The sequence below is a fragment of the Thermomicrobium sp. genome (genome assembly GCF_053493975.1).
In genome coordinates this window covers 29,053-47,355 of the sequence record NZ_JBRBZA010000040.1, presented here as the reverse complement: position 1 = coordinate 47,355, position 18,303 = coordinate 29,053, and the positions used below count along the sequence as shown (strand labels likewise).

At 62.5% G+C, this 18,303-nt stretch carries 18 protein-coding genes; 4 read left to right on the top strand and 14 right to left on the bottom strand.

What is annotated here, in order from left to right; translation table 11 throughout:
- The first annotated feature begins 32 nt into the window (after window positions 1-32).
- Window positions 33-1,601 (top strand): malate synthase A, encoded by a 1,569-nt coding sequence (gene aceB, locus ACWIVK_RS07375; RefSeq protein WP_448575999.1) that lies wholly within the window; start codon window positions 33-35, stop codon window positions 1,599-1,601.
- A gap of 166 nt (window positions 1,602-1,767) precedes the next feature.
- On the opposite strand, the gene ACWIVK_RS07370 is transcribed toward aceB, so the two are convergent.
- Window positions 1,768-2,538 (bottom strand): NUDIX hydrolase, encoded by a 771-nt coding sequence (locus tag ACWIVK_RS07370; RefSeq protein ID WP_448575998.1) that lies wholly within the window; start codon window positions 2,536-2,538, stop codon window positions 1,768-1,770.
- Window positions 2,539-2,608: 70 nt separating this feature from the next.
- Here ACWIVK_RS07370 and ACWIVK_RS07365 point away from each other — a divergent pair, with 70 nt between their 5' ends.
- Window positions 2,609-2,953 (top strand): tRNA-binding protein, encoded by a 345-nt coding sequence (locus ACWIVK_RS07365; protein ID WP_448575997.1) that lies wholly within the window; start codon window positions 2,609-2,611, stop codon window positions 2,951-2,953.
- A gap of 160 nt (window positions 2,954-3,113) precedes the next feature.
- On the top strand, window positions 3,114-4,748 hold the full coding sequence (locus tag ACWIVK_RS07360) for an MFS transporter (protein WP_448575996.1): 1,635 nt from the start codon (window positions 3,114-3,116) through the stop codon (window positions 4,746-4,748).
- A 5-nt stretch (window positions 4,749-4,753) separates the two neighbouring features.
- On the opposite strand, the gene uppP is transcribed toward ACWIVK_RS07360, so the two are convergent.
- From uppP to ACWIVK_RS07315, 9 genes are all read right to left on the bottom strand, one after another.
- Complete coding sequence (gene uppP, locus ACWIVK_RS07355) at window positions 4,754-5,590, bottom strand: undecaprenyl-diphosphatase UppP (protein ID WP_448575995.1); 837 nt, start codon at window positions 5,588-5,590, stop codon at window positions 4,754-4,756.
- Window positions 5,587-6,573 carry a lysylphosphatidylglycerol synthase transmembrane domain-containing protein gene (locus ACWIVK_RS07350; protein ID WP_448575994.1) on the bottom strand — a complete coding sequence of 329 codons (987 nt, stop codon included), beginning with the start codon at window positions 6,571-6,573 and terminating at the stop codon, window positions 5,587-5,589. Before ACWIVK_RS07350 ends, uppP begins: the two co-directional genes overlap by 4 nt.
- Window positions 6,574-6,910: 337 nt before the next feature.
- On the bottom strand, window positions 6,911-7,651 hold the full coding sequence (locus tag ACWIVK_RS07345; protein WP_448575993.1) for a PIG-L deacetylase family protein: 741 nt from the start codon (window positions 7,649-7,651) through the stop codon (window positions 6,911-6,913).
- A 12-nt stretch (window positions 7,652-7,663) separates the two neighbouring features.
- On the bottom strand, window positions 7,664-8,068 hold the full coding sequence (locus tag ACWIVK_RS07340) for a DUF309 domain-containing protein (protein ID WP_448575992.1): 405 nt from the start codon (window positions 8,066-8,068) through the stop codon (window positions 7,664-7,666).
- Window positions 8,065-9,360 carry a S41 family peptidase gene (locus tag ACWIVK_RS07335; protein WP_448575991.1) on the bottom strand — a complete coding sequence of 432 codons (1,296 nt, stop codon included), beginning with the start codon at window positions 9,358-9,360 and terminating at the stop codon, window positions 8,065-8,067. The genes ACWIVK_RS07340 and ACWIVK_RS07335 overlap by 4 nt, the downstream gene beginning before the upstream one ends.
- 77 nt (window positions 9,361-9,437) lie before the next feature.
- Window positions 9,438-9,803: a carboxymuconolactone decarboxylase family protein gene (locus ACWIVK_RS07330; protein WP_448575990.1), complete on the bottom strand. Its 366-nt coding sequence runs from the start codon at window positions 9,801-9,803 to the stop codon at window positions 9,438-9,440.
- 501 nt (window positions 9,804-10,304) lie between these two features.
- Window positions 10,305-11,705, bottom strand: a complete 1,401-nt coding sequence (locus ACWIVK_RS07325) for an NAD(P)(+) transhydrogenase (Re/Si-specific) subunit beta (protein WP_448576014.1) — start codon at window positions 11,703-11,705, stop codon at window positions 10,305-10,307.
- The gene (locus tag ACWIVK_RS07320; RefSeq protein WP_448575989.1) at window positions 11,705-12,064 is read right to left on the bottom strand and encodes an NAD(P) transhydrogenase subunit alpha; all 360 of its coding nucleotides are present in this window, start codon (window positions 12,062-12,064) and stop codon (window positions 11,705-11,707) included. The genes ACWIVK_RS07325 and ACWIVK_RS07320 overlap by 1 nt, the downstream gene beginning before the upstream one ends.
- On the bottom strand, window positions 12,061-13,254 hold the full coding sequence (locus tag ACWIVK_RS07315) for a Re/Si-specific NAD(P)(+) transhydrogenase subunit alpha (protein WP_448575988.1): 1,194 nt from the start codon (window positions 13,252-13,254) through the stop codon (window positions 12,061-12,063). The genes ACWIVK_RS07320 and ACWIVK_RS07315 overlap by 4 nt, the downstream gene beginning before the upstream one ends.
- Window positions 13,255-13,603: 349 nt before the next feature.
- On the opposite strand from ACWIVK_RS07315, the gene ACWIVK_RS07310 reads away from it, so the two are divergent.
- Window positions 13,604-14,101: a DUF4149 domain-containing protein gene (locus ACWIVK_RS07310; RefSeq protein ID WP_448575987.1), complete on the top strand. Its 498-nt coding sequence runs from the start codon at window positions 13,604-13,606 to the stop codon at window positions 14,099-14,101.
- Here ACWIVK_RS07310 and ACWIVK_RS07305 read toward each other — a convergent pair.
- The 4 genes from ACWIVK_RS07305 to ACWIVK_RS07290 all read right to left on the bottom strand — a co-directional run bounded on the left by ACWIVK_RS07305 (window position 14,098) and on the right by ACWIVK_RS07290 (window position 18,282).
- Complete coding sequence (locus ACWIVK_RS07305) at window positions 14,098-15,363, bottom strand: LysM peptidoglycan-binding domain-containing protein (RefSeq protein ID WP_448575986.1); 1,266 nt, start codon at window positions 15,361-15,363, stop codon at window positions 14,098-14,100. The genes ACWIVK_RS07310 and ACWIVK_RS07305 overlap by 4 nt on opposite strands.
- Window positions 15,364-15,779: 416 nt before the next feature.
- A complete protein-coding gene (rpiA, locus tag ACWIVK_RS07300; protein ID WP_448575985.1) occupies window positions 15,780-16,493 on the bottom strand; it encodes a ribose-5-phosphate isomerase RpiA in 714 nt (237 codons plus the stop codon).
- 2 nt (window positions 16,494-16,495) lie between these two features.
- Complete coding sequence (locus ACWIVK_RS07295; protein WP_448575984.1) at window positions 16,496-17,458, bottom strand: transketolase family protein; 963 nt, start codon at window positions 17,456-17,458, stop codon at window positions 16,496-16,498.
- Complete coding sequence (locus tag ACWIVK_RS07290) at window positions 17,455-18,282, bottom strand: transketolase (protein WP_448576013.1); 828 nt, start codon at window positions 18,280-18,282, stop codon at window positions 17,455-17,457. The genes ACWIVK_RS07295 and ACWIVK_RS07290 overlap by 4 nt, the downstream gene beginning before the upstream one ends.
- Window positions 18,283-18,303: the final 21 nt, after the last annotated feature.

The window sequence follows — 18,303 nt, the reverse complement described above, 5'->3', positions numbered from 1 at the left end:
TGGTGCCATCATCGGGTGAGGGAGGTCTTGCTATGAATGACGTGCGGATCGTGGGACGCATGACTGCGGAGTTCGCCGAGATCCTCACCGAACCAGCTCTCGAGTTCGTCGCCAGTCTCCATCGAGAGTTCAACGTCCGCCGCAAGCAGCTGCTCGAACGACGAGCCGAACGCCAACGGGCGATCGATGCCGGCCACTTTCCCGATTTTCTCCCCGAAACTGCTCACATTCGTCAAAGCGAGTGGCGGGTTGCGCCCGCTCCCCCTGATCTGGAGGATCGGCGCGTCGAGATTACCGGGCCAGTCGATCGCAAGATGATGATCAACGCCCTCAACTCCGGTGCGCGCGTCTTCATGGCGGACTTCGAAGATGCACTCTCGCCGACTTGGGAAAATGTGGTGCAAGGCCAGATCAATCTCCGCGATGCCGTCCGGCGAACCATCAGTTTCGAGAGCCCGGACGGCAGAGTCTATCGTCTCGCCGACAAGACGGCGACGCTCGTCGTCCGCCCACGCGGCTGGCATCTCGTCGAACGTCATGTCCTGGTCGATGGAGAGCCGATCTCGGCGAGTCTCTTCGACTTCGGTCTGTACTTTTTCCACAATGCTCAGGAGCTGCTCGCCAGGAACACTGGGCCATACTTCTACTTGCCCAAACTGGAGAGTCACCTGGAAGCGCGCCTCTGGAACGACGTCTTCAACTTCGCCCAGGATCGTCTCGGCATTCCGCGGGGAACGATTCGAGCGACCGTCCTCATCGAGACGATCTTAGCTGCCTTCGAGATGGATGAGATCCTCTGGGAATTGCGTGACCATGCTGCTGGACTCAATGCTGGCCGGTGGGACTACATCTTCAGTGTCATCAAGAAGTTCCGCCGGCACCGAGAGTTCCTCCTCCCTGATCGGGCACAGGTCACGATGACCGTGCCCTTCATGCGAGCGTACACCGAACTCTTGGTGCGGACGTGTCACCGCCGTGGTGCACACGCCATCGGCGGAATGGCTGCCTTCATCCCCAGCCGACGCGATCCCCAAGTCAACGAGATCGCCTTAGCGAAGGTTCGCGAGGACAAGGAACGGGAAGCCACCGACGGCTTCGACGGCACGTGGGTCGCGCACCCCGACCTCGTCCCCGTCGCGCTGGAAGTCTTCGATCGCGTCCTGGGCGAGCGGCCCCATCAGAAGCATCGCCTTCGCGAGGACGTGCAGGTGACGGCGCGCGACTTACTGGATGTGCGTGTCCCGGGAGGACGGATTACCGAGGGAGGACTCCGGAACAACGTCAGTGTCGCGCTGCAGTACCTCGACAGCTGGCTGCGTGGCCAAGGCGCCGCAGCCATCTTCAATCTGATGGAGGATACGGCGACTGCCGAAATCGCGCGCGCGCAGCTCTGGCAGTGGCGCGTCCATTGCGCTCAACTCGACGATGGTCGACCCGTCACGGCCGAGTTGTACGCCCAGATCCGTGACGAGGAACTCTCCAAGCTCGGCGGCGAGGGAACCGGTCGGCTCAAGGAAGCACGCGAGATCCTCGATCGACTGGTGCTCGAGGACGAGTTCACCGACTTTCTCACCTACCTGGCGTACGAGTACATCGATTGAACGGCAGTCACCCGAAACCGAAGGAGGGTGAGAGCGAAGGAGCTCGTTCGACGAACTCCTTCGCTCTCGTGCAGTGTCACGCTATCAGGAACTGCTGCGGGTCTCACCGCGCCGAGACTGGAACGCGCATGCCATCGGAATCGGACGGCAAAACGCGACGCTCCAGTCAGGAGTGGAAACCGATGCGGTCACTACCGGTCTCCGCTGCGCTCGTGTCACGCAACTCGAGCAGCTCGGTCGGGAACTCGCCCCTCACCTCGATCTGCTCGAGGAGCCTCAGGATTAGCCGCCAATACCGTTGCCGCCCGGGGACCAGATCGGCGAGCGATACGGCTTCCCCTGAACGAGTGGGTTCGACTCCCGATTCGCTCGACCACAGAACCAGTGCTTCCACGGATAGTCGCTCCTGCTCGAGTAATTCGAGTAGACCGCGAACCGAAACAGCGAGCAATGCTGCGACTTCACGTGGATCAGGTTCGACGGCCACGAGCGGCTCGTGACGGAGCCACAGATACAGGTACTGAACTTCCCGATCGCAGACGTTCGCCTGCGTCGCTTCTGACCAGCGTGTTCCGAGCCACTGGACACTGCTCGGTTCGAAGGCGCAGCCCAACTCCTCGCGCACCTCGCGCGCGATCGCGGCGAGCACGCTCGGAGCGAGGGGTCGACCAGGAACGAACTCGCCCGCCTGGAAATGACCACCGACGCTCACGTCGACACGCCCCGGCATGGTGTCCTTGGTGAGACTCCGACGCTGGAGGAGCACGCGGAGGCCATCCGGGGACGACCACGCGATCCAGAGGTGGAAAGCCGGATGCCAGAGCCCGTTTCGGTGAACCAGCCAGCGAGCCGCCGTTTCACCAGTCAGTTCTCCGTTCGAGGTCAGGATGTCGAAGATCTCGTTTTGCGGATCGGTCGTCTCTCGCCCGTACTGCATCGATGGCACACTCCAAGGCTGTATTCAGCCGCTGCGATGGTACTCTGTGCAGCGCGCGAAAGGAGGAACGATGGAAGCGAAGCCGCCGATCGATCTGACCGATTTCCAACGCGTCGATTTGCGCATCGGCCGAATCGTGGGCGTGGAGGACTTCCCGGAGGCGCGCAGACCATCGTATAAGCTCACGATCGATTTCGGACCGCTCGGGCTCAAACGTTCCTCGGCGGCCATCCGGCCTTGGTACGAGCCAGCTGACCTCATCGGTCGGCTCGTGGTCGCTGTCGTGAATCTCCCAGTCCGGCGGGTCGCGGGATTCCCCTCGGAAGTGCTGGTGCTGGGCGCTATCCAGCCGGACGGTCGCGTCATATTGCTCCAGCCGGACCATCCGACTGACCCAGGCAACCCGATCGCGTAGTTGATGACCGCCCCTCGCTCTCGAGGACTGCGCGTCCAGCCCGGCCCAGTGGGCGAGCGGGTAAAGGTCGTCGGAACGAGAACCCAGCTGGTGTGGTATAAATTAGAGCGATGGATTGAAACCATTGTTTGGCAAGTTCGGACAAGATTGGAGCGCTTTGATGAAGCAGGCACCACGCACACGTTGGCTCGGCCTCGCCTCGCTCGCCCTCGGTCTTGCCATGATCATCGTCGACGCTACCATCGTCAACGTCGCCATCCCCAGTATCATCGACGATCTGGGCATTCAGTTGACTGATGCCGAATGGGTCAATACTGTCTACTCGCTCGTCTTCGCAGCCCTCCTCGTAACGGTCGGTCGTTTCGGTGATCTTTTCGGACGCAAAAGGATCTACCTTGGCGGACTGGCCCTCTTCGTCGGCGCGAGTCTCCTGTGCGCGAGCGCCCCGACGGGAAGTCTCCTGATCGCTGCTCGCGCGCTGCAAGGTGTTGGCGCAGCCTGCATTCTCCCCTCGACGCTCTCGAGCGTCAACGCGATGTTCCGCGGTCGTGAGCGCGCGATCGCCTTCGGGATCTGGGGCTCAGTGATCGGCGGTATGGCAGCGCTCGGCCCGTTGGTGGGTGGCTGGTTGACCACCGACTTTTCGTGGCGTTGGGCATTTTACATCAACTTGCCGATCGGTCTTCTCGCGGGCACCGTTGCGTTCCTCACCGTGCCGGAGACGCGTGATCCCTCGGCCTCGCGGGGAATCGATCCGGTGGGGATCGTGACGAGTGCGATCGGCTTTGCAGCTCTCGTCTTCGGCCTGATCGAAGGCCAGCGTTACGGCTGGTGGCGCCCAACGGAGACCTTCCGGATCGGCTCATGGGAATGGCCTCTCGCCTCGCTGTCGCCCGTGCCGCTGGCGTTGGTCGTCGCAGCGGTTCTCCTCCCCTTCTTCGCTCTTTACGAACTGCGCCGCGTCGCAGCGAAACGTCCGGTCCTCCTCGACCTTCGCTTGTTTCGGTATCGCTCGTTCCGCTGGGGAAATGTCGCCGCCCTGATCGTGAGCCTCGGCGAGTTCGGGATCATCTTCGTTCTCCCGCTCTACCTTCAAGGCGTTCTCGGGTACACCGCTCTCCAGACCGGCCTGGTTCTTTTGGCCACGGCCATCGGCGCCTTCCTCGGTGGACCAGCGGCAGCCAACCTGGCCCAACGATTCGGCGCTCGCCAAGTTGTCCGCGCTGGCATGCTGCTCGAGGCAGCCGGTCTCGTGCTCCTCACCCCCTTCCTGACTCCTGACACGACTGGTTGGCGACTCGCTCCAGCACTGTTTCTCTACGGCCTTGGGGTCGGACTCGCGACTGCCCAACTCACGTCCGTCATTCTCGCCGAGATACCGACCGCACAGTCCGGGCAAGCGTCCGGAACACAAAGCACCACGCGCCAGGTCGGTGCGGCGCTGGGCATCGCTATCCTGGGTGCAGTTCTCGCAGCCGGCTTAGTCAATGGAACCGAAGCACGCCTCACCGAGCAGCTCGGCCTACCTGCACAGCAGGCAGCACAACTCGCGCGTGCCACCAAGCAGTCAGCCGGGCAGATCCTCGTGCAGTTGCGGGCACAACCCGGGAGTCAGGAGATCGTGCGGGCGATCGAGGACGCCTTCACCGACGCCGCCCGGCGCACCGCTTTCGTCGCTGCTGCGTTCATCGCGGTGGGGCTCGTGGCCAGCTGGCTCATCCCCGATATCCGCCCAGAGCGCGGACCGACTGCGGTGAGCGAGCCAGCAACTGCCGAGTCTCGCCCGACAGTTTGAGAGGCTCAGCGAGCGAATGAAACGAGAACCAAGAGCACGAGGCCCAGTGCAACGCGGTAAAGGATGAAGATCCCTGTACTGAACCGCTGCAGAAAGCGCAGCAGGAAAGCGATGGCGAGAAAGCCGGTGATCGCTGCGCTGATAACACCCGCAAAAAAGACGATTCGTTCTTCGGCAGGGAGACCAGTCCGCATGAGTTCCAGCATCTCGAGCAATCCTGCCCCAGCGATCGCCGGAATGCCCAGGATGAAGGAAAACCGCGCCGCTGCCGGGCGCGTGAAACCGAGAAAGAGGCTCGCGGTGATAGTACTGCCAGAGCGGGAAACACCTGGGAGGAGGGCCAACGCTTGGGCAAGGCCAACGACCACCCCATCCCGTAGGCCGAGTTCGTGGAGCGCCCGACGTCGACTCCCGGCGCGTTCAGCCAACCAGAGAAAAACGCCGAGCACGATCAGGAGAACACTCGTCAGCATAATCGCCGTATCGCCTCCGCCACCGGAATGAAAGTACCGATCGATGACATCATTGAGGAAGAAGCCTGCGACACCTGCTGGAACCGATCCGATGATCACAGCCCAGCCCAAGCGCGAGGCAGGTTCCTCGAGTAGACGGAGCCGGATGATCCCCGCGAGCCATCCTCGACCGATCTGGATCAAGTCACGCCAGAAGTAGGCCAGAACTCCCGACAGCGTCCCGAGGTGTAGCGCCACGTTGAAGGCCAGTCCCGGTTCAGGCCAATCGAAGAGCCATGGTACCACGATGAGGTGCGCGGAACTACTGATAGGGAGGAACTCGGTCATTCCTTGAACGATCCCGAGAACGATCGCCTGCCAAACGTTCATAAACGCGCTACTTCCTCCGATTCAGCTCGCCGAATCGCGACCCAATCCAGCTGGAGCTTCGACCAATAGAGCAAACCGAGCAGCGTAATGGGGAAATAGAGTGCGGCGTGCAACACGATCGCGTAGGAGAAGGCGATCGCTCGAGGGACGTCGGCTAAACCAGCGAGGACGAGCAGGACACCCGCCTCGAACGGTCCAACGTAGCCAGGCGACGAGGGGATCAAGGTGGCCAGGTTGGCGACTGCAGTGGTCAGAAGGACGAGCGCGACAGAGAGGTCGAGTCCGAATGCACGGGCGACCGCCGCATACATAGTAGCCTCAGCCACCCAAGCGAGAACGGAGAGCCCGGCTACACGTGTCAGCGCGGCACTGTTGCGGAACACGGCAACGCCCTGAAATCCCGATTCGACCAAACGCTCGGCCCGCTGGCGCACTCCTCGAGGTGCCAAACGCACGATCCAATACAGGAATCGGACTACTCTTCCCGAGCGAGCGCTCACCACCAATAGACCGAATGTCGGGACAAAGATCACTGTAGCGACGAACGCTACGTGACGCAGGGGCGAGTTCAGCGCTACCACCGATGTCGCCGCCAGGATGAACACGAGCATCGTCAGACCATCCAGCAGGCGCTCGAGTACGATCGTCGCTAACGTCGCTGTCTTGCTCACACCGAACTGACGGCTGACTGCATAGGCTCTCACCACCTCACCGGTCCGAAACGGCAGAACATTATTCGCCATGTAGCCGACGGCCACGGCCGGAAAGAGCTGCCGCCAAGTCAACCGCCGAACCGGCGCAAGCAGTGTGGCCCAACGGAATGCCCGTATCACCACACCGCAAAAATAGACTGCGATCGCCGGGAGAAGCCACCAGTAATCAGCGGCCCGGAGTGCTGCTCCGAGAGCCGGAAAATCTTGTCCCCGGAGGGCCAGGCCGAGAAAGACGAGACTGACGATGATGCCGAGTACGACTCGCCGCACGTTCGCGCCTTTTCTCTCACGGCGCCTGCGCGCCGGACGTGCAGTATAGCAGCCTTGCCTTTCGCCGATGACACCCGAGAGCACTGCACGCGAGGTTTTCCTCTCTCGCCTCGAAGACGAGCACTGCCAGGATGCCCCGAACCGGCATCTAAGACCAGAACGATTCGTTTCGAGCCAGGCGAAGCGAAAAATGGCCGAGCAACGAGCCCTGCTGGCGAGAGGAAGCACTCGCCTTGCCACGCTGTCGAAGGCCTGAGTCTCGACTTCACCCTCCGGCGGGACGATCCGATCCCCCAGCAGCCCAAGACCGCGCGACCAGTTCTCGCGCTACCCTTGCTCACTCTCCGATGGCGAAATACTTGAACGCCTCGGCCAACAGCATCTCCTCGCTGCCGGGCCAGCCGCGTCGCCGGGCCTCCGCCGCCGTGTCCTGCGCCCAGAGCCGCAGCATCGGCTCGGGATCCCAGTCTCCCAGCTGACTCCGGTGCGCTTTCAGGGCCGCGAGCTTCTGTTCGAAGAACGGCGTGATGTCCACGAAGACATCCGGTTCCCGTGCACCGGCCAAATAGACATGCGAGACGATGTGCGGCTCCAAACCTTCCGCGGCCAACTCCGGAAACGTCAGGCGATCACGCGCACTCGGATACACTGCCGCCAAGGTCGCTTCCCCGACCGCGATGTGATCCGGATGCTGAATGTACGACTGTCCAAAGTACCGTGTGGTCGGGTCTTGGCAGATGACCGCACTGGGACGGAACCGCCGGATCAGGCGAACGATGTCCCGGCGCAGCCCGAGATCGGGGATTACTTCGGCATCGCGGTAACGCAAAAATTCGACATGCTCCACCCCGAGAATCCGCGCTGCCTCACGCTGTTCCGCTTCACGGAGCGCAGCCAGGCGCTCCGGAGTCATGGTCGGATCGTTGCTTCCTTTGTCTCCGCTCGTCACCACGGCATAGATGATCTGGCTACCCTCGCTGGCCCAACGCGCCACGGTCCCAGCGCAGATGAACTCGGCGTCATCGGGATGCGCCATAACGACGAGTACGCTCTCGGGTCGCTCCGGTACCCGCACCACTCCGATCTCCCTTCACTGCTTCATCATGTCCGGGTATCGCTCCATCGGCCACAGCGGCCGAGCAGGTTCCTGCCCCTCCATCCCTGTCTCCAGCCACTCGAGGTATCGCCGCGCACTTTGCCGGAACGGTCCCCAATCCATCCCCAGACAGTCCGTTGGATACTGTTCCATCCGTGCGAGCCCGCGCGCCAACACTGCTCGTGCTCCGACTCGATTCCCACGCTGGGCATGATACAGTCCGACCACCACTTGAATGAGTCCCCGGTAGAACTCGCGCAGCGAGCCCTCGGTCGCCCGCCAGACATGCTCCAGCATCTCGTGACAGCCGAAGAGGTCTCCCGCTTGGTAGAGCTCGCCGGCGACTCGCCATGCGTCCGGTGACGGTCGGCGGCGGACGTTCTCGTCTGGTTCCGTCACGGACAGCCCTCACCTTCGTTCGAGCGGCATGACCGATCCTGCTGGAGCAGATACTCCCACGCAGCGAGGAGCTGCGTATCCGATCGAATTTGCTCGGCAGTCAATGTCTCGCCACGCCGAGGGACGATCGCGGCATCTTCGGAGCCAGGAACGACCGCGATATCCGGTTCGATGCCATTGCGCCAAATCACCCGACCATTCGGGGTCACCCACACTTGTTTTCCGATGAGCAGAGCCGATCCATCCTGGAGGCGGAAATTGACGAGCACGGTTCCCGTCCCGAAAGTCCGCTCGCCGACGATGGCCGCACGTCGATGATCCTGCAAAGCTGCAGCGACTATTTCGGCTGCGGAAGCCGTTTCCCGATCCACGAGGACGACGAGCGGCAGTGCCACGGGCCGTGCGTCCGGCTTCGTGCGGTAGACCGTTTCGTTCCCATTGCGATCGCGCGGGCGCAGCACGACTGTATCCGGTGGCAGGAAGAGGCCGGCCAAATCCACCGCTTGGTCGACCAAGCCACCCGGATTGCCCCGCAGGTCGAGAATCACCCCGCGTACACCGGCTGCTGTCAACTCGCTGAGTCCCTGCCGGGCATCTTCTGCGGTTCCGGCCGCGAAGGAACTCACCCGCAGGAGACCGACTCGTTCGGGAAGCACCGCCCAGCGAACGCCGGAGAAGCGCACCTTCGACCGTACGAGCCTGACTTCGATGGGAGAAGGCTCGCCAACCCGCTGCAGCACCAGCGTGACCACCGTGCCTTCCGGCCCGCGGACGTGTTGCACCACACCATTCAGACCGAGTTCGGAAACCGGGATTCCGTCGACTGCCAGCAACACGTCTCCCGGCTGGATTCCAGCGCGAGCAGCTGGTGAATTCGCGAAGACATCACGCACGACGATCGTGTTGTCTCGCTCGGTGATCTCGATCCCGACACCCGAATACTCGCCAGAGAGTCGTTCGCCGTGCTGAACCAGTTCCTCCGCCGTGAGATACCGCGTATGTCCATCGTCGCCGACCGCATCGGCCAGCCCACGCAAGGCACCGGCAAGCAAGCGCCGATCGTCGAGAGCCGCCGGATCGACGTAATGCTCGTGCAGGAGCGACCATGCCTCACTGAAAACCGCCACTGGAGTCGGAATCGCTGCCGCCGTTGCCGTCGGCGCGCCCGGTTGTTGCCACTCTTGCCCGATCGAAAATCCTGCCAAGAACAGCGCCAGCGAGAGGAGGACCCACGGCCCTTGCGAGACCCTACTGTTTTTCTTGTTTTTCTTGGGCGTCGTTTCCGTTCGCACCGTTCGCCTCCCGCTCGAGGGCACACTCGTCAGCGGTAAGCATAGTCCTCCCGAGTCACGCGGAGGCTGCCCACTCGTCAGTCGCGTTCGCGGCGTTCGGCTCGCAAGAGATCGAGCGTTTCCACGGCGTGTCGCAGATGCGGGATGACGATGCTCCCACCCACCATCAACGCGACTTGCATCGCATCGTAGAGTTCGGCATCCGACCAGCCGAGCGCGACACAGCGGTCGAGGTGATAATCGACGCAGTCGTTGCACCGCAGGACGAGCGAAGCGACCAGACCGAGGAGTTCCTTGGTCCGTGCATCCAACGCCCCGTCTCGGTAGGTCGCACTGTCCAGTGCGAAAAAGCGGCTGATTTCCCGATGGCCGATCTCGCTAATGCGCTCGTTCATCCGCGCCCGATAGGCGCGGAACTGTTCGAGGCGATTCTGCTCGGTCATCGTCCCGTCTCCTCTCTCAGCCCGCATCTTTCTTGGTGGCACGAGCGTACCAGCCGCGCGTGGACAACGATTTGAGGAGAAAACCCCACATCGCCACCGCAGGGGATCGATTGGCCTGTCCGGAAACAGGGTGTCGACGCGCATAGACTCTCATTGGAGGTACGTCCTCGGAAGAAGAGGCTCGACCCCGCGCCACAAGCGTGCACCCTCTTCCCTACTCTTGCTCTCGTGGCCGTATCGTTCATGTCGCATGTAGTCTCACCTACGATCCCGAACGATTCACCGTTCGGGTCGTCTCACGATGAGAACGAAGCATGCGGAGAACGCTCGCGCGGTCGACCGAGCGATCCACTTTTCTCGGCGCCAGCGCACGAGAACACTGAACCTGGACCGATCACGCTCACCAGCCAACGGAGCGAGGCGATGGCAATACTCTCATCGAGGCACGAATGCGAACATCGTGCCGAGCGCTCGCTTCTCGATCCAGCCAGGCGGAACAATTCACACGGTCTTCACTGCCTCCACCAACCGCTTCAGCGTCTCCTTCGCATCGCCGAAGAGCATGCGCGTCTGCGGCATGTGAAACAGCTCGTTCTCCACTCCAGCAAATCCTGGACGCATGCTCCGCTTGAGCACGATCACATTCTTGGCCTGATCGGCATTGAGGATCGGCATGCCGTAGAGCGGACTGGACGGATCGGTGCGAGCAGCCGGATTGACCACGTCGTTCGCCCCGACCACGAGCGCAACATCGGCTCGTTGGAACTCCTCGTTGATCTGCTCCATCTCGTACAACTTGTCGTAGGGGATATTCGCCTCCGCCAACAAGACGTTCATGTGACCAGGCATCCGACCAGCCACTGGATGGATGGCGAACTTGACCTCGACACCACGCTTCTCCAGCTCATTGGCAAGTTCCGCCAACTCGTGCTGCGCCTGCGCCACCGCGAGTCCGTAGCCGGGCACGATGATCACCAAATTGGCGTAGGCAAGCAGCACAGCGGTATCCTCGACCGTCGTCTCGCGGATCGGCTTCGCCTCGGCTACTGCAACACCGGCCGCTCGCGCCCGATAGGCACCGAACAGCACGTTGGCCAACGATCGGTTCATGGCACGGCTCATCAGGATGGTCAAAAGCGAGCCCGAGGCTCCGACCAATGCACCAGCAACCACGAGGATCTGGTTCTCTAGCACGAACCCAGCCGCCGCAGCCGCCAGACCGGTCAGCGAGTTCAAAACAGAGATGACGACGGGCATGTCGGCGCCACCGACCGGTAAGACCAGCAGGATGCCGAAGAGCAACGCCAGTCCGAACATGATCCACACACTGGCCGACGAACCGGCGAACCCCAGCAACCAGGTCCACATCGCCACGATTCCTGCGACGACAGCGATATTCAATGGAATTTGCAAGGGGAAGCGCACCGGGCGACCGGTCATCAATTCCTGCAACTTGAGAAAGGCGATCACACTTCCGGTAAAAGCCACCGAACCGACCGTCGTCCCGAAGGCGACCGACACACGCTCCCCCGCAGTGACCACTCCACTTGCGACGAAGCGATCGAACTCGGCGACGGCTACGAGTGCCGCAGTCGCGCCTCCCATTCCGTTGAAGAGCGCGACCATCTGCGGCATCGCCGTCATGGGAACGACGCGCGCCAGGTAGATCGACCCCGCAGCACCGACGACAGTCCCGATCAGCATGACGGCGATATTGGCCGGCCGCCAATGAATGTGCGGATCGAGCAGTGTGACAGCCACCGCCACGAGCAGCCCCACCGCAACGAATTGGTTACCGGAACGCGCCGTGCGCGGGGAACTCAGTCGCTTGAGACCGAGGATGATGACGACTGCACAGGCGAGATAGACCAGATCGATGACAGCATCACGCAGGTTCTCGATCACCGCTGCCCCACCACTTCCTTCTCAGGCGTCTTCGCCGTTAGTCGCTCCCCCGCCTGGTGAGTAGCTGGCTCCTTCTTCTTGAACATCTCCAGCATCCGGTCTGTCACGACGATGCCGCCGAACAAGTTTCCGGCACCGAAAAGACAACCGAGAAATCCCAGAAGCAAGGTCAACGGGTTGTCGGCTGTCCCAGCCACCAGAATCCCGCCGAGCAAGACGATTCCGTGAATCGCGTTCGTTCCGGACATGAGCGGTGTGTGCAGAAGCGTCGGAACCCGCGAGATCACCTCGAAACCGAGAAAGATGGTCAAGACGAGAACATAAACATAGAGCCCGAGCAGGAGTTCTTGGTTCACCGTACTTCCTCCTTGATCTCCTTCAGTCGCTCGAGCGTCGGACCGTGCAAGATCGTCCCGTCCTTCGTGAGAACGACACCGCGCGTGATCTCGTCCTCCAGATTCCAGACGAACTCGCCCTTCGGCGCAAGGTGCTCGAGCAACGTCGCCACATTGCGGGCGTACATTTGGCTGGCCGTATAGGCCATCTCGCTCGGGAGATTCAGTGGCCCCATGATCGTGACGCCATAGCGGACAACCGTCTCTCCCGGCACCGTGAGCTCACAATTCCCACCCATCTCAGCCGCGAGATCGACGATGACCGAGCGCGGTCGCATCTCGCGAACCGTCGTCTCTCGGATCAAAAGAGGAGCCCGCCGACCCGGGACGAGAGCAGTCGTGATGACGACATCAGCTTCCAAGCAATGGCGATGAATCAACTCCTGTTCCCGCCGCAGATGCTCCTCTGCAAGTTCCTTGGCGTAACCGCCGACTTCCTCGGTCGTGACATCCAGTTCGAGAAACTTGGCACCCAGGCTCTCGACTTGCTCCTTCACCACCGGTCGTGTATCGAAGGCCTCTACCAGCGCACCGAGCCGGCGTGCCGTCGCGATCGCCTGCAATCCCGCAACGCCAGCACCCAGCACCAGGACCTTGGCCGGACGGATCGTTCCCGCCGCCGTCATCATCAAAGGGAAAAACTTGGGAAGCTCATTCGCAGCCAAAAGCACGGCCTTGTATCCAGCGACCGTACTCATCGAAGACAACGCATCCATCGGCTGTGCCCGGGTAATCCGCGGAATCGTGTCCATGCTGACCGCAACCACGCCACGTTCCGCCAGAACCGCAACGAGTTCAGGCGCGATGAGCGGTTGCAGAAACGCGATGATCACGTGACCCGGTTGCAACAACTCGATCTCTTCCGGTAACGGACGCTGCACCTTGATGATGACCGAAGCGCGCCGGTAGAGATCGCCCGGCTCAGCAACGATCTCCGCTCCCGCCTGCCGATACTCCTCGTCCGGGAAGCCGGCAGCCAAGCCAGCTTCCTGCTCGACGATGACGCGGAAACCGCGTTTCCGGTACCGTGCAACTGTCTCCGGAGTCGCCGCTACCCGTCGCTCGCGGGGCGCACGCTCACGGGGAACACCGATTACCAGTTCGGAACCGCTCGCTGCCTGCTGCACCACCGCCGCCCTTTCATGGAGCATGCTCTGCTCGTTCCGCCACCGTTTGCTATCCGCCGACTTTCACTCCGAGAGCCCAACGTCGATCGGCGTGTCACCGTAACTCTAGTCATGGGCTTCACGAGCAGTCAAGCAATTCTCGGACGAACACTCGCGACGCCTTGGCGTCGCGCAACGGATCCGCCCTGATACGACAGGGCCGATGCGCATGCCATGCCGCAGTCATGTACCAGTACCAGCGTCGATTGACTCGAAACGGGATCGCATTGCTTTCACCGCTTGCGCATCCACCGGTCCAGCACGCATACTCCGGTCCGCCTCGGAAACCGACACGTCTGGCACGAGTGGCGCGAACGAAAGGAGAACCGTGGGGATGAGCGAGTGGGTCTGGGCACTCGTCCGCTGGGTTCATCTCGTGGCCATGGCCTTGTGGCTCGGGGGACAACTTTTCCTCTTCCTCGTTGTGCGCCCAGTGTTGCGGTCACAGCTCGATCGTCCGACGCAGACCCAACTCACCGCTGCCTTCGGTCGACGCTATTCTCCGCTCGCATGGATCAGCTTGATCGTCGCGATCCTGACCGGCTTTGCGATCGGCGAGCATCGCGGCGTAGCCTGGAGCGCTCTCCTGTCGTTCCGCAGCACGTATGGGACACTTCTCACGACGAAAATGACGCTCGTCGGACTGATTCTCCTGTTGACCCTTTTTCATGGGCGATCGATCGGTCCGCGGCTCACCGAACTCGCCGGCTCAGCTGACCTCCGTGATCGTCAACGCTACCGCCAACTGCTCGCTCTTTCTGTCCTGATCTCGGCCGCGAATCTCCTGCTCACGCTTCTGGTCGTTTTGCTCTCAGCGCGCCTAGTCGCTTAGCCCCACGGTGCAGGGACGATGCGCAGCATCATCCCGTCGAAGTATCCCCAGGACCGCAGGAACTCCTCCCATCCGAAGGAGCGATATTGACCATCGCCCGGATCGACGACGTAGACCCGCTCTTGGTCGTAGCCGTAGACGACGACGGCATGTTCCTGCGGAACCAGGACGAACTGTTCGCCCTCGAACTCGCCGATCGAGCGAGGCTGGACCGATGCCAGATTGGTCATCCACACGACTACCGGACGCCCCAAGGAGAGTTCCTCCTGAAGAACACGGGCATCTCCACGTGCGTACACCGCCTGCGCTCGGAAGCCGTATCGTTCCAGAATGGGGACGAACGGCTCCGCATAGACCCCATAGTCATCGGTGCCCCCGAAGGTACCGCTCATGTTCCCTCGAAAGCCCCGATGGGGGTTCGGGTGCGAGGGAAGGTTTTCGATGAAAACCCTTTCGGAAACGGGCTTGCCCCAATAGGCCGTGACCATGCTCACCGCGGCTGCTTCGCAGCTCAGCGGCAACGACTGCCGGTAGGCAGGCACACCCGCGAGACGTACTCCATCACCTCGTTCGCGCGGTGGGATCACCAATGTCTGCCCCGCCAGGAGACGATCCGGGTCGGTGATGCCGTTCGCTTTCACGAGCGTCGACAGTGGTACACCGAAGCGCACCGCGAGCGCACTGAGCGTGTCTCCCGGCTGAACGATGTATCGTCGCGCGATGCTGGACACAGTGGTATCCGTGGCCGTCTCAGGCATCCTCGGAATGACGAGTATCTGCCCGACCAAGATGCGATTCGGATCCGGGAGCCGGTTCGCTTGCCTGATCGACTCGACCGAAATGCCGTAACGTTGCGCGATGCTCGTCAGTGTCTCTCCCGGCCCCACGCGATGAACGCGCTCGCTGACCGACAGGGTCACCGGAATGCGCAGCACCGCCCCTGCGAGAATACGATCTGGATTCGACAGTTCGTTCGCGCGTACGAGCTCCGGTACCGATACGCCATAGCGAGCGGCGATCTGGCTCAGCGTCTCGCCAGGTTGAACGACGTGCAGGGTCGTTGCTCCGACCCGCTCCGCGGCGAGCGCGGCGAGGATCCCGAGTCCAGCCAGCCAGCGCCCACGCCCTGTCCAGGCTCGTGGCGGAGCGGAACGCCCGAACCGCACGAGCGGCTCAGGATCCTCGGCAGGAGCCAGTTCGAGTTGTAATCGGCGCCGCCACCTCTCGCGTTCTACATAACGCTCCACCAGGCCCACGGTCACCGCTCTCCCCTTTCCGCGACGGTGAACGGACACTGTGTACGTACACTATAGCGCAGGGCGCGCGAGGGAGCAAGAGAGACCTCCTGGTCCCCACGCAGCAAAAGCTGCGGCATCGTGCGGCTCGACATCGGATGAGACTGGTTTTCGGAAGATCCGGCCGCATCGCGGCCCGCAGCAGAACAGCGAGACGAGCCGGCTGTTCCGCGTCCCCCAAGTCAGCACGTGACGGTCATGCCCTGTCGCACGCACTGCAAACTGGGGCTCCCGTTGGGTCGATCGTGCCGACCTCATTTGAGGAGCCGCGATCGCCTCGGACCAGGAGAGCCGGAACGCTGCCCCGCCGCAGTCGGTGAACCCAGAAAATCTCCTGCTCGCCGCCGCACCGCGATGAACGGCGGTCCCGCAACCGCACTCGTTCATCTTTTGGGAGTCTCGCTCACCGTTCGCGAGCGCTCGAGCAGGCGAATGCCGGCCTCGCTGCCGACGACGACGAGATCCGCCATGTCCAAAAACAGTCCGTGGTCGACGACACCTGGGAGCATCTTGACCGTTCGGTCGAGCCACGCTGGATCGGCGATCGCACCGAACGCGACATCGAGAATGAGATTCCCGTTGTCGGAGCGAAACGGATGCCCCGTCGGACGGCAGCGCAGTGTCGGTTGACCCCCCAAATCCTCGAGCCACCGAGCGCACCAACGCCAGCCGAAGGGCACCACCTCGACCGGGAGCGGGCAACGCGCGCCCAGAGCTGCGACGAGCTTCGAGTCATCGACGACGATCACCAGGCGGCGAGCCAGGCGGGCGACCAACTTCTCGCGAACGAGCGCTCCGCCTCGCCCCTTGAGGAGACCGAGCGAGCGTTCCTCGACCTCGTCAGCACCGTCGATCGCCAGATCGATGCGATCGACCGAATCCGGATCGCGGAGTTCGATGCCTACCCGGCGAGCCAGGGCTGCCGTCCGTCGCGAGGTCGCGACCCCGATCAGCCGAAGCCCATCCTGCAGTCGCTCGCCGAGCGCACGCACCGCCAGCTCTGCAGTGGAACCGGAGCCGAGACCGACGATCATGCCGTCCTCGACGAGCGAGGCCGCAAAGCGTGCCGCTCGCTCTTTGGCGCGCTCGGTTCTCACGGTCAGATCCGTTCGGTGAGTTCGAGGGCAGCGGCCACGATGCGCTCGCTCGTCAACCCGTAGGCCCGCAACAAGTCGTCCGGGGCACCCGATTCGGCATAGCGATCATCCAGATCCACGAATCGCATCGGACACGGTTGAATCTGACCGACCACCATGGCGACGACGCTCCCCAGTCCCCCATAGTGCAGGTGCTCCTCGGCAACCACGATGCCGCGCGTCTCGCGCGCAGCGGCGATGACCGCATCGACATCGAGCGGGCGCACCGTAGCCATGTCGAGGACGCGCGCCTGTACACCGCGCGCAGCGAGTTCCTCCGCCGCATCGAGCGCGATCGCCACCATGAGCCCATTGGCGACGATCGTCACGTCGTTTCCTTCGCGCAGACGGAAGGCACGACCGATCACGAAGTCGACTGGTGGCTCGTAGATGACCGGCACGGGCGGTCGGCCCAAGCGCAGGTAGGTCGGCCCCTCCCATTCCAGCATCGCCCGCGTCGCAGCGCGCGTCGCATGCTCGTCAGCTGGCACCAAGACGGCCACGCCCGGCAGGGAGAGCGCCAGCGCGACATCTTCGATCCCCATCTGCGATGGCCCGTCCTCACCGATGCTGATACCCGCGTGACTTCCGACGAGCTTGACGTTGAGGCGTGGAAAGGCAACTCCCATGCGGATTTGATCGAACGCATTGCACAAGAGGAAACACGCGAAGCTCGCCGCGACCACGCGCTTTCCGCTGGCAGCCAGCCCAGAGGCCACCCCGATCAAGTTCGATTCCGCAATGCCGACATTGAAGAACCGCTCGGGAAACGCCTGGGCGAAATACTCGGTTCTCGTCGAGTTGCTCACATCACCGTCGACCACGACGAGATCAGGATAGACGCTCCCGAGATCACGCAGAGCTTCTCCAAAGGCATCCCGGGTCGCCTTTCCCATGCGTAAGCCAGCCCGCGTCCCGATGTTCATGCCAGTTCCTCCAGTGCTCGCTCCAGACGATCACGCGGTACTGCACGCCCATGCCAGGTAAAGTCCCGCTCGAGGAACGACACACCCTTCCCCTTCACGGTGTGCGCGATGACGCAAACCGGACCGTCTCGATAGGCGCGGGCGAACCGCAACACCTCGTGCACTGCTTCGAGATCGTGCCCGTTTACCTCTTCGACATGCCAGCCGAAGGCTCGCCATTTCATCGCATATTGGCGGGGGTCCGTGACCGCGGCCACCGGTCCAGTCTGTTGATAACCGTTGTGATCGACGATCGCCACCAGGTTCGAGACGCGCCAGTGGGCGGCCGCCATCGCTGCTTCCCAGACTTGGCCCTCTTCGATTTCCCCATCGCCGAGGAGCACGAACACGTGGTAGTCCCGACCATCCAGTCGTGCCGCCAGTGCATGCCCGAGTCCGATCGAAAGCCCCTGACCCAAACTGCCCGTCGAGGCCTCTACTCCCGGTAGGCGGCGCATGTTGGGATGCCCTTCCAGCGGGCTTCCCAGCTGGCGCAGGGTCCTCAAAAGATCCTTTGCGAAATAACCAGCTTCGGCGAGGACCGCGTACAGGATCGGCGCGGCATGCCCCTTGGAGAGAATGAAGCGGTCACGATCGGGCCAATCGGGCCGAGCTGGATCGTAACGCAGCAGACCACCGAAATAGAGAGCCACCATGATCTCGACGGCCGAAAGCGAGCTCGTCGGGTGCCCCGAACCCGCCTCGGTCGTCATGATCAAGACGGTACGGCGGAGTTGGTGTGCCAAACTCTCCAGCTGCTCGAGTCGTTCGGGCGTCAGTCGCATCTCGATTGCTGTCACTGTCTA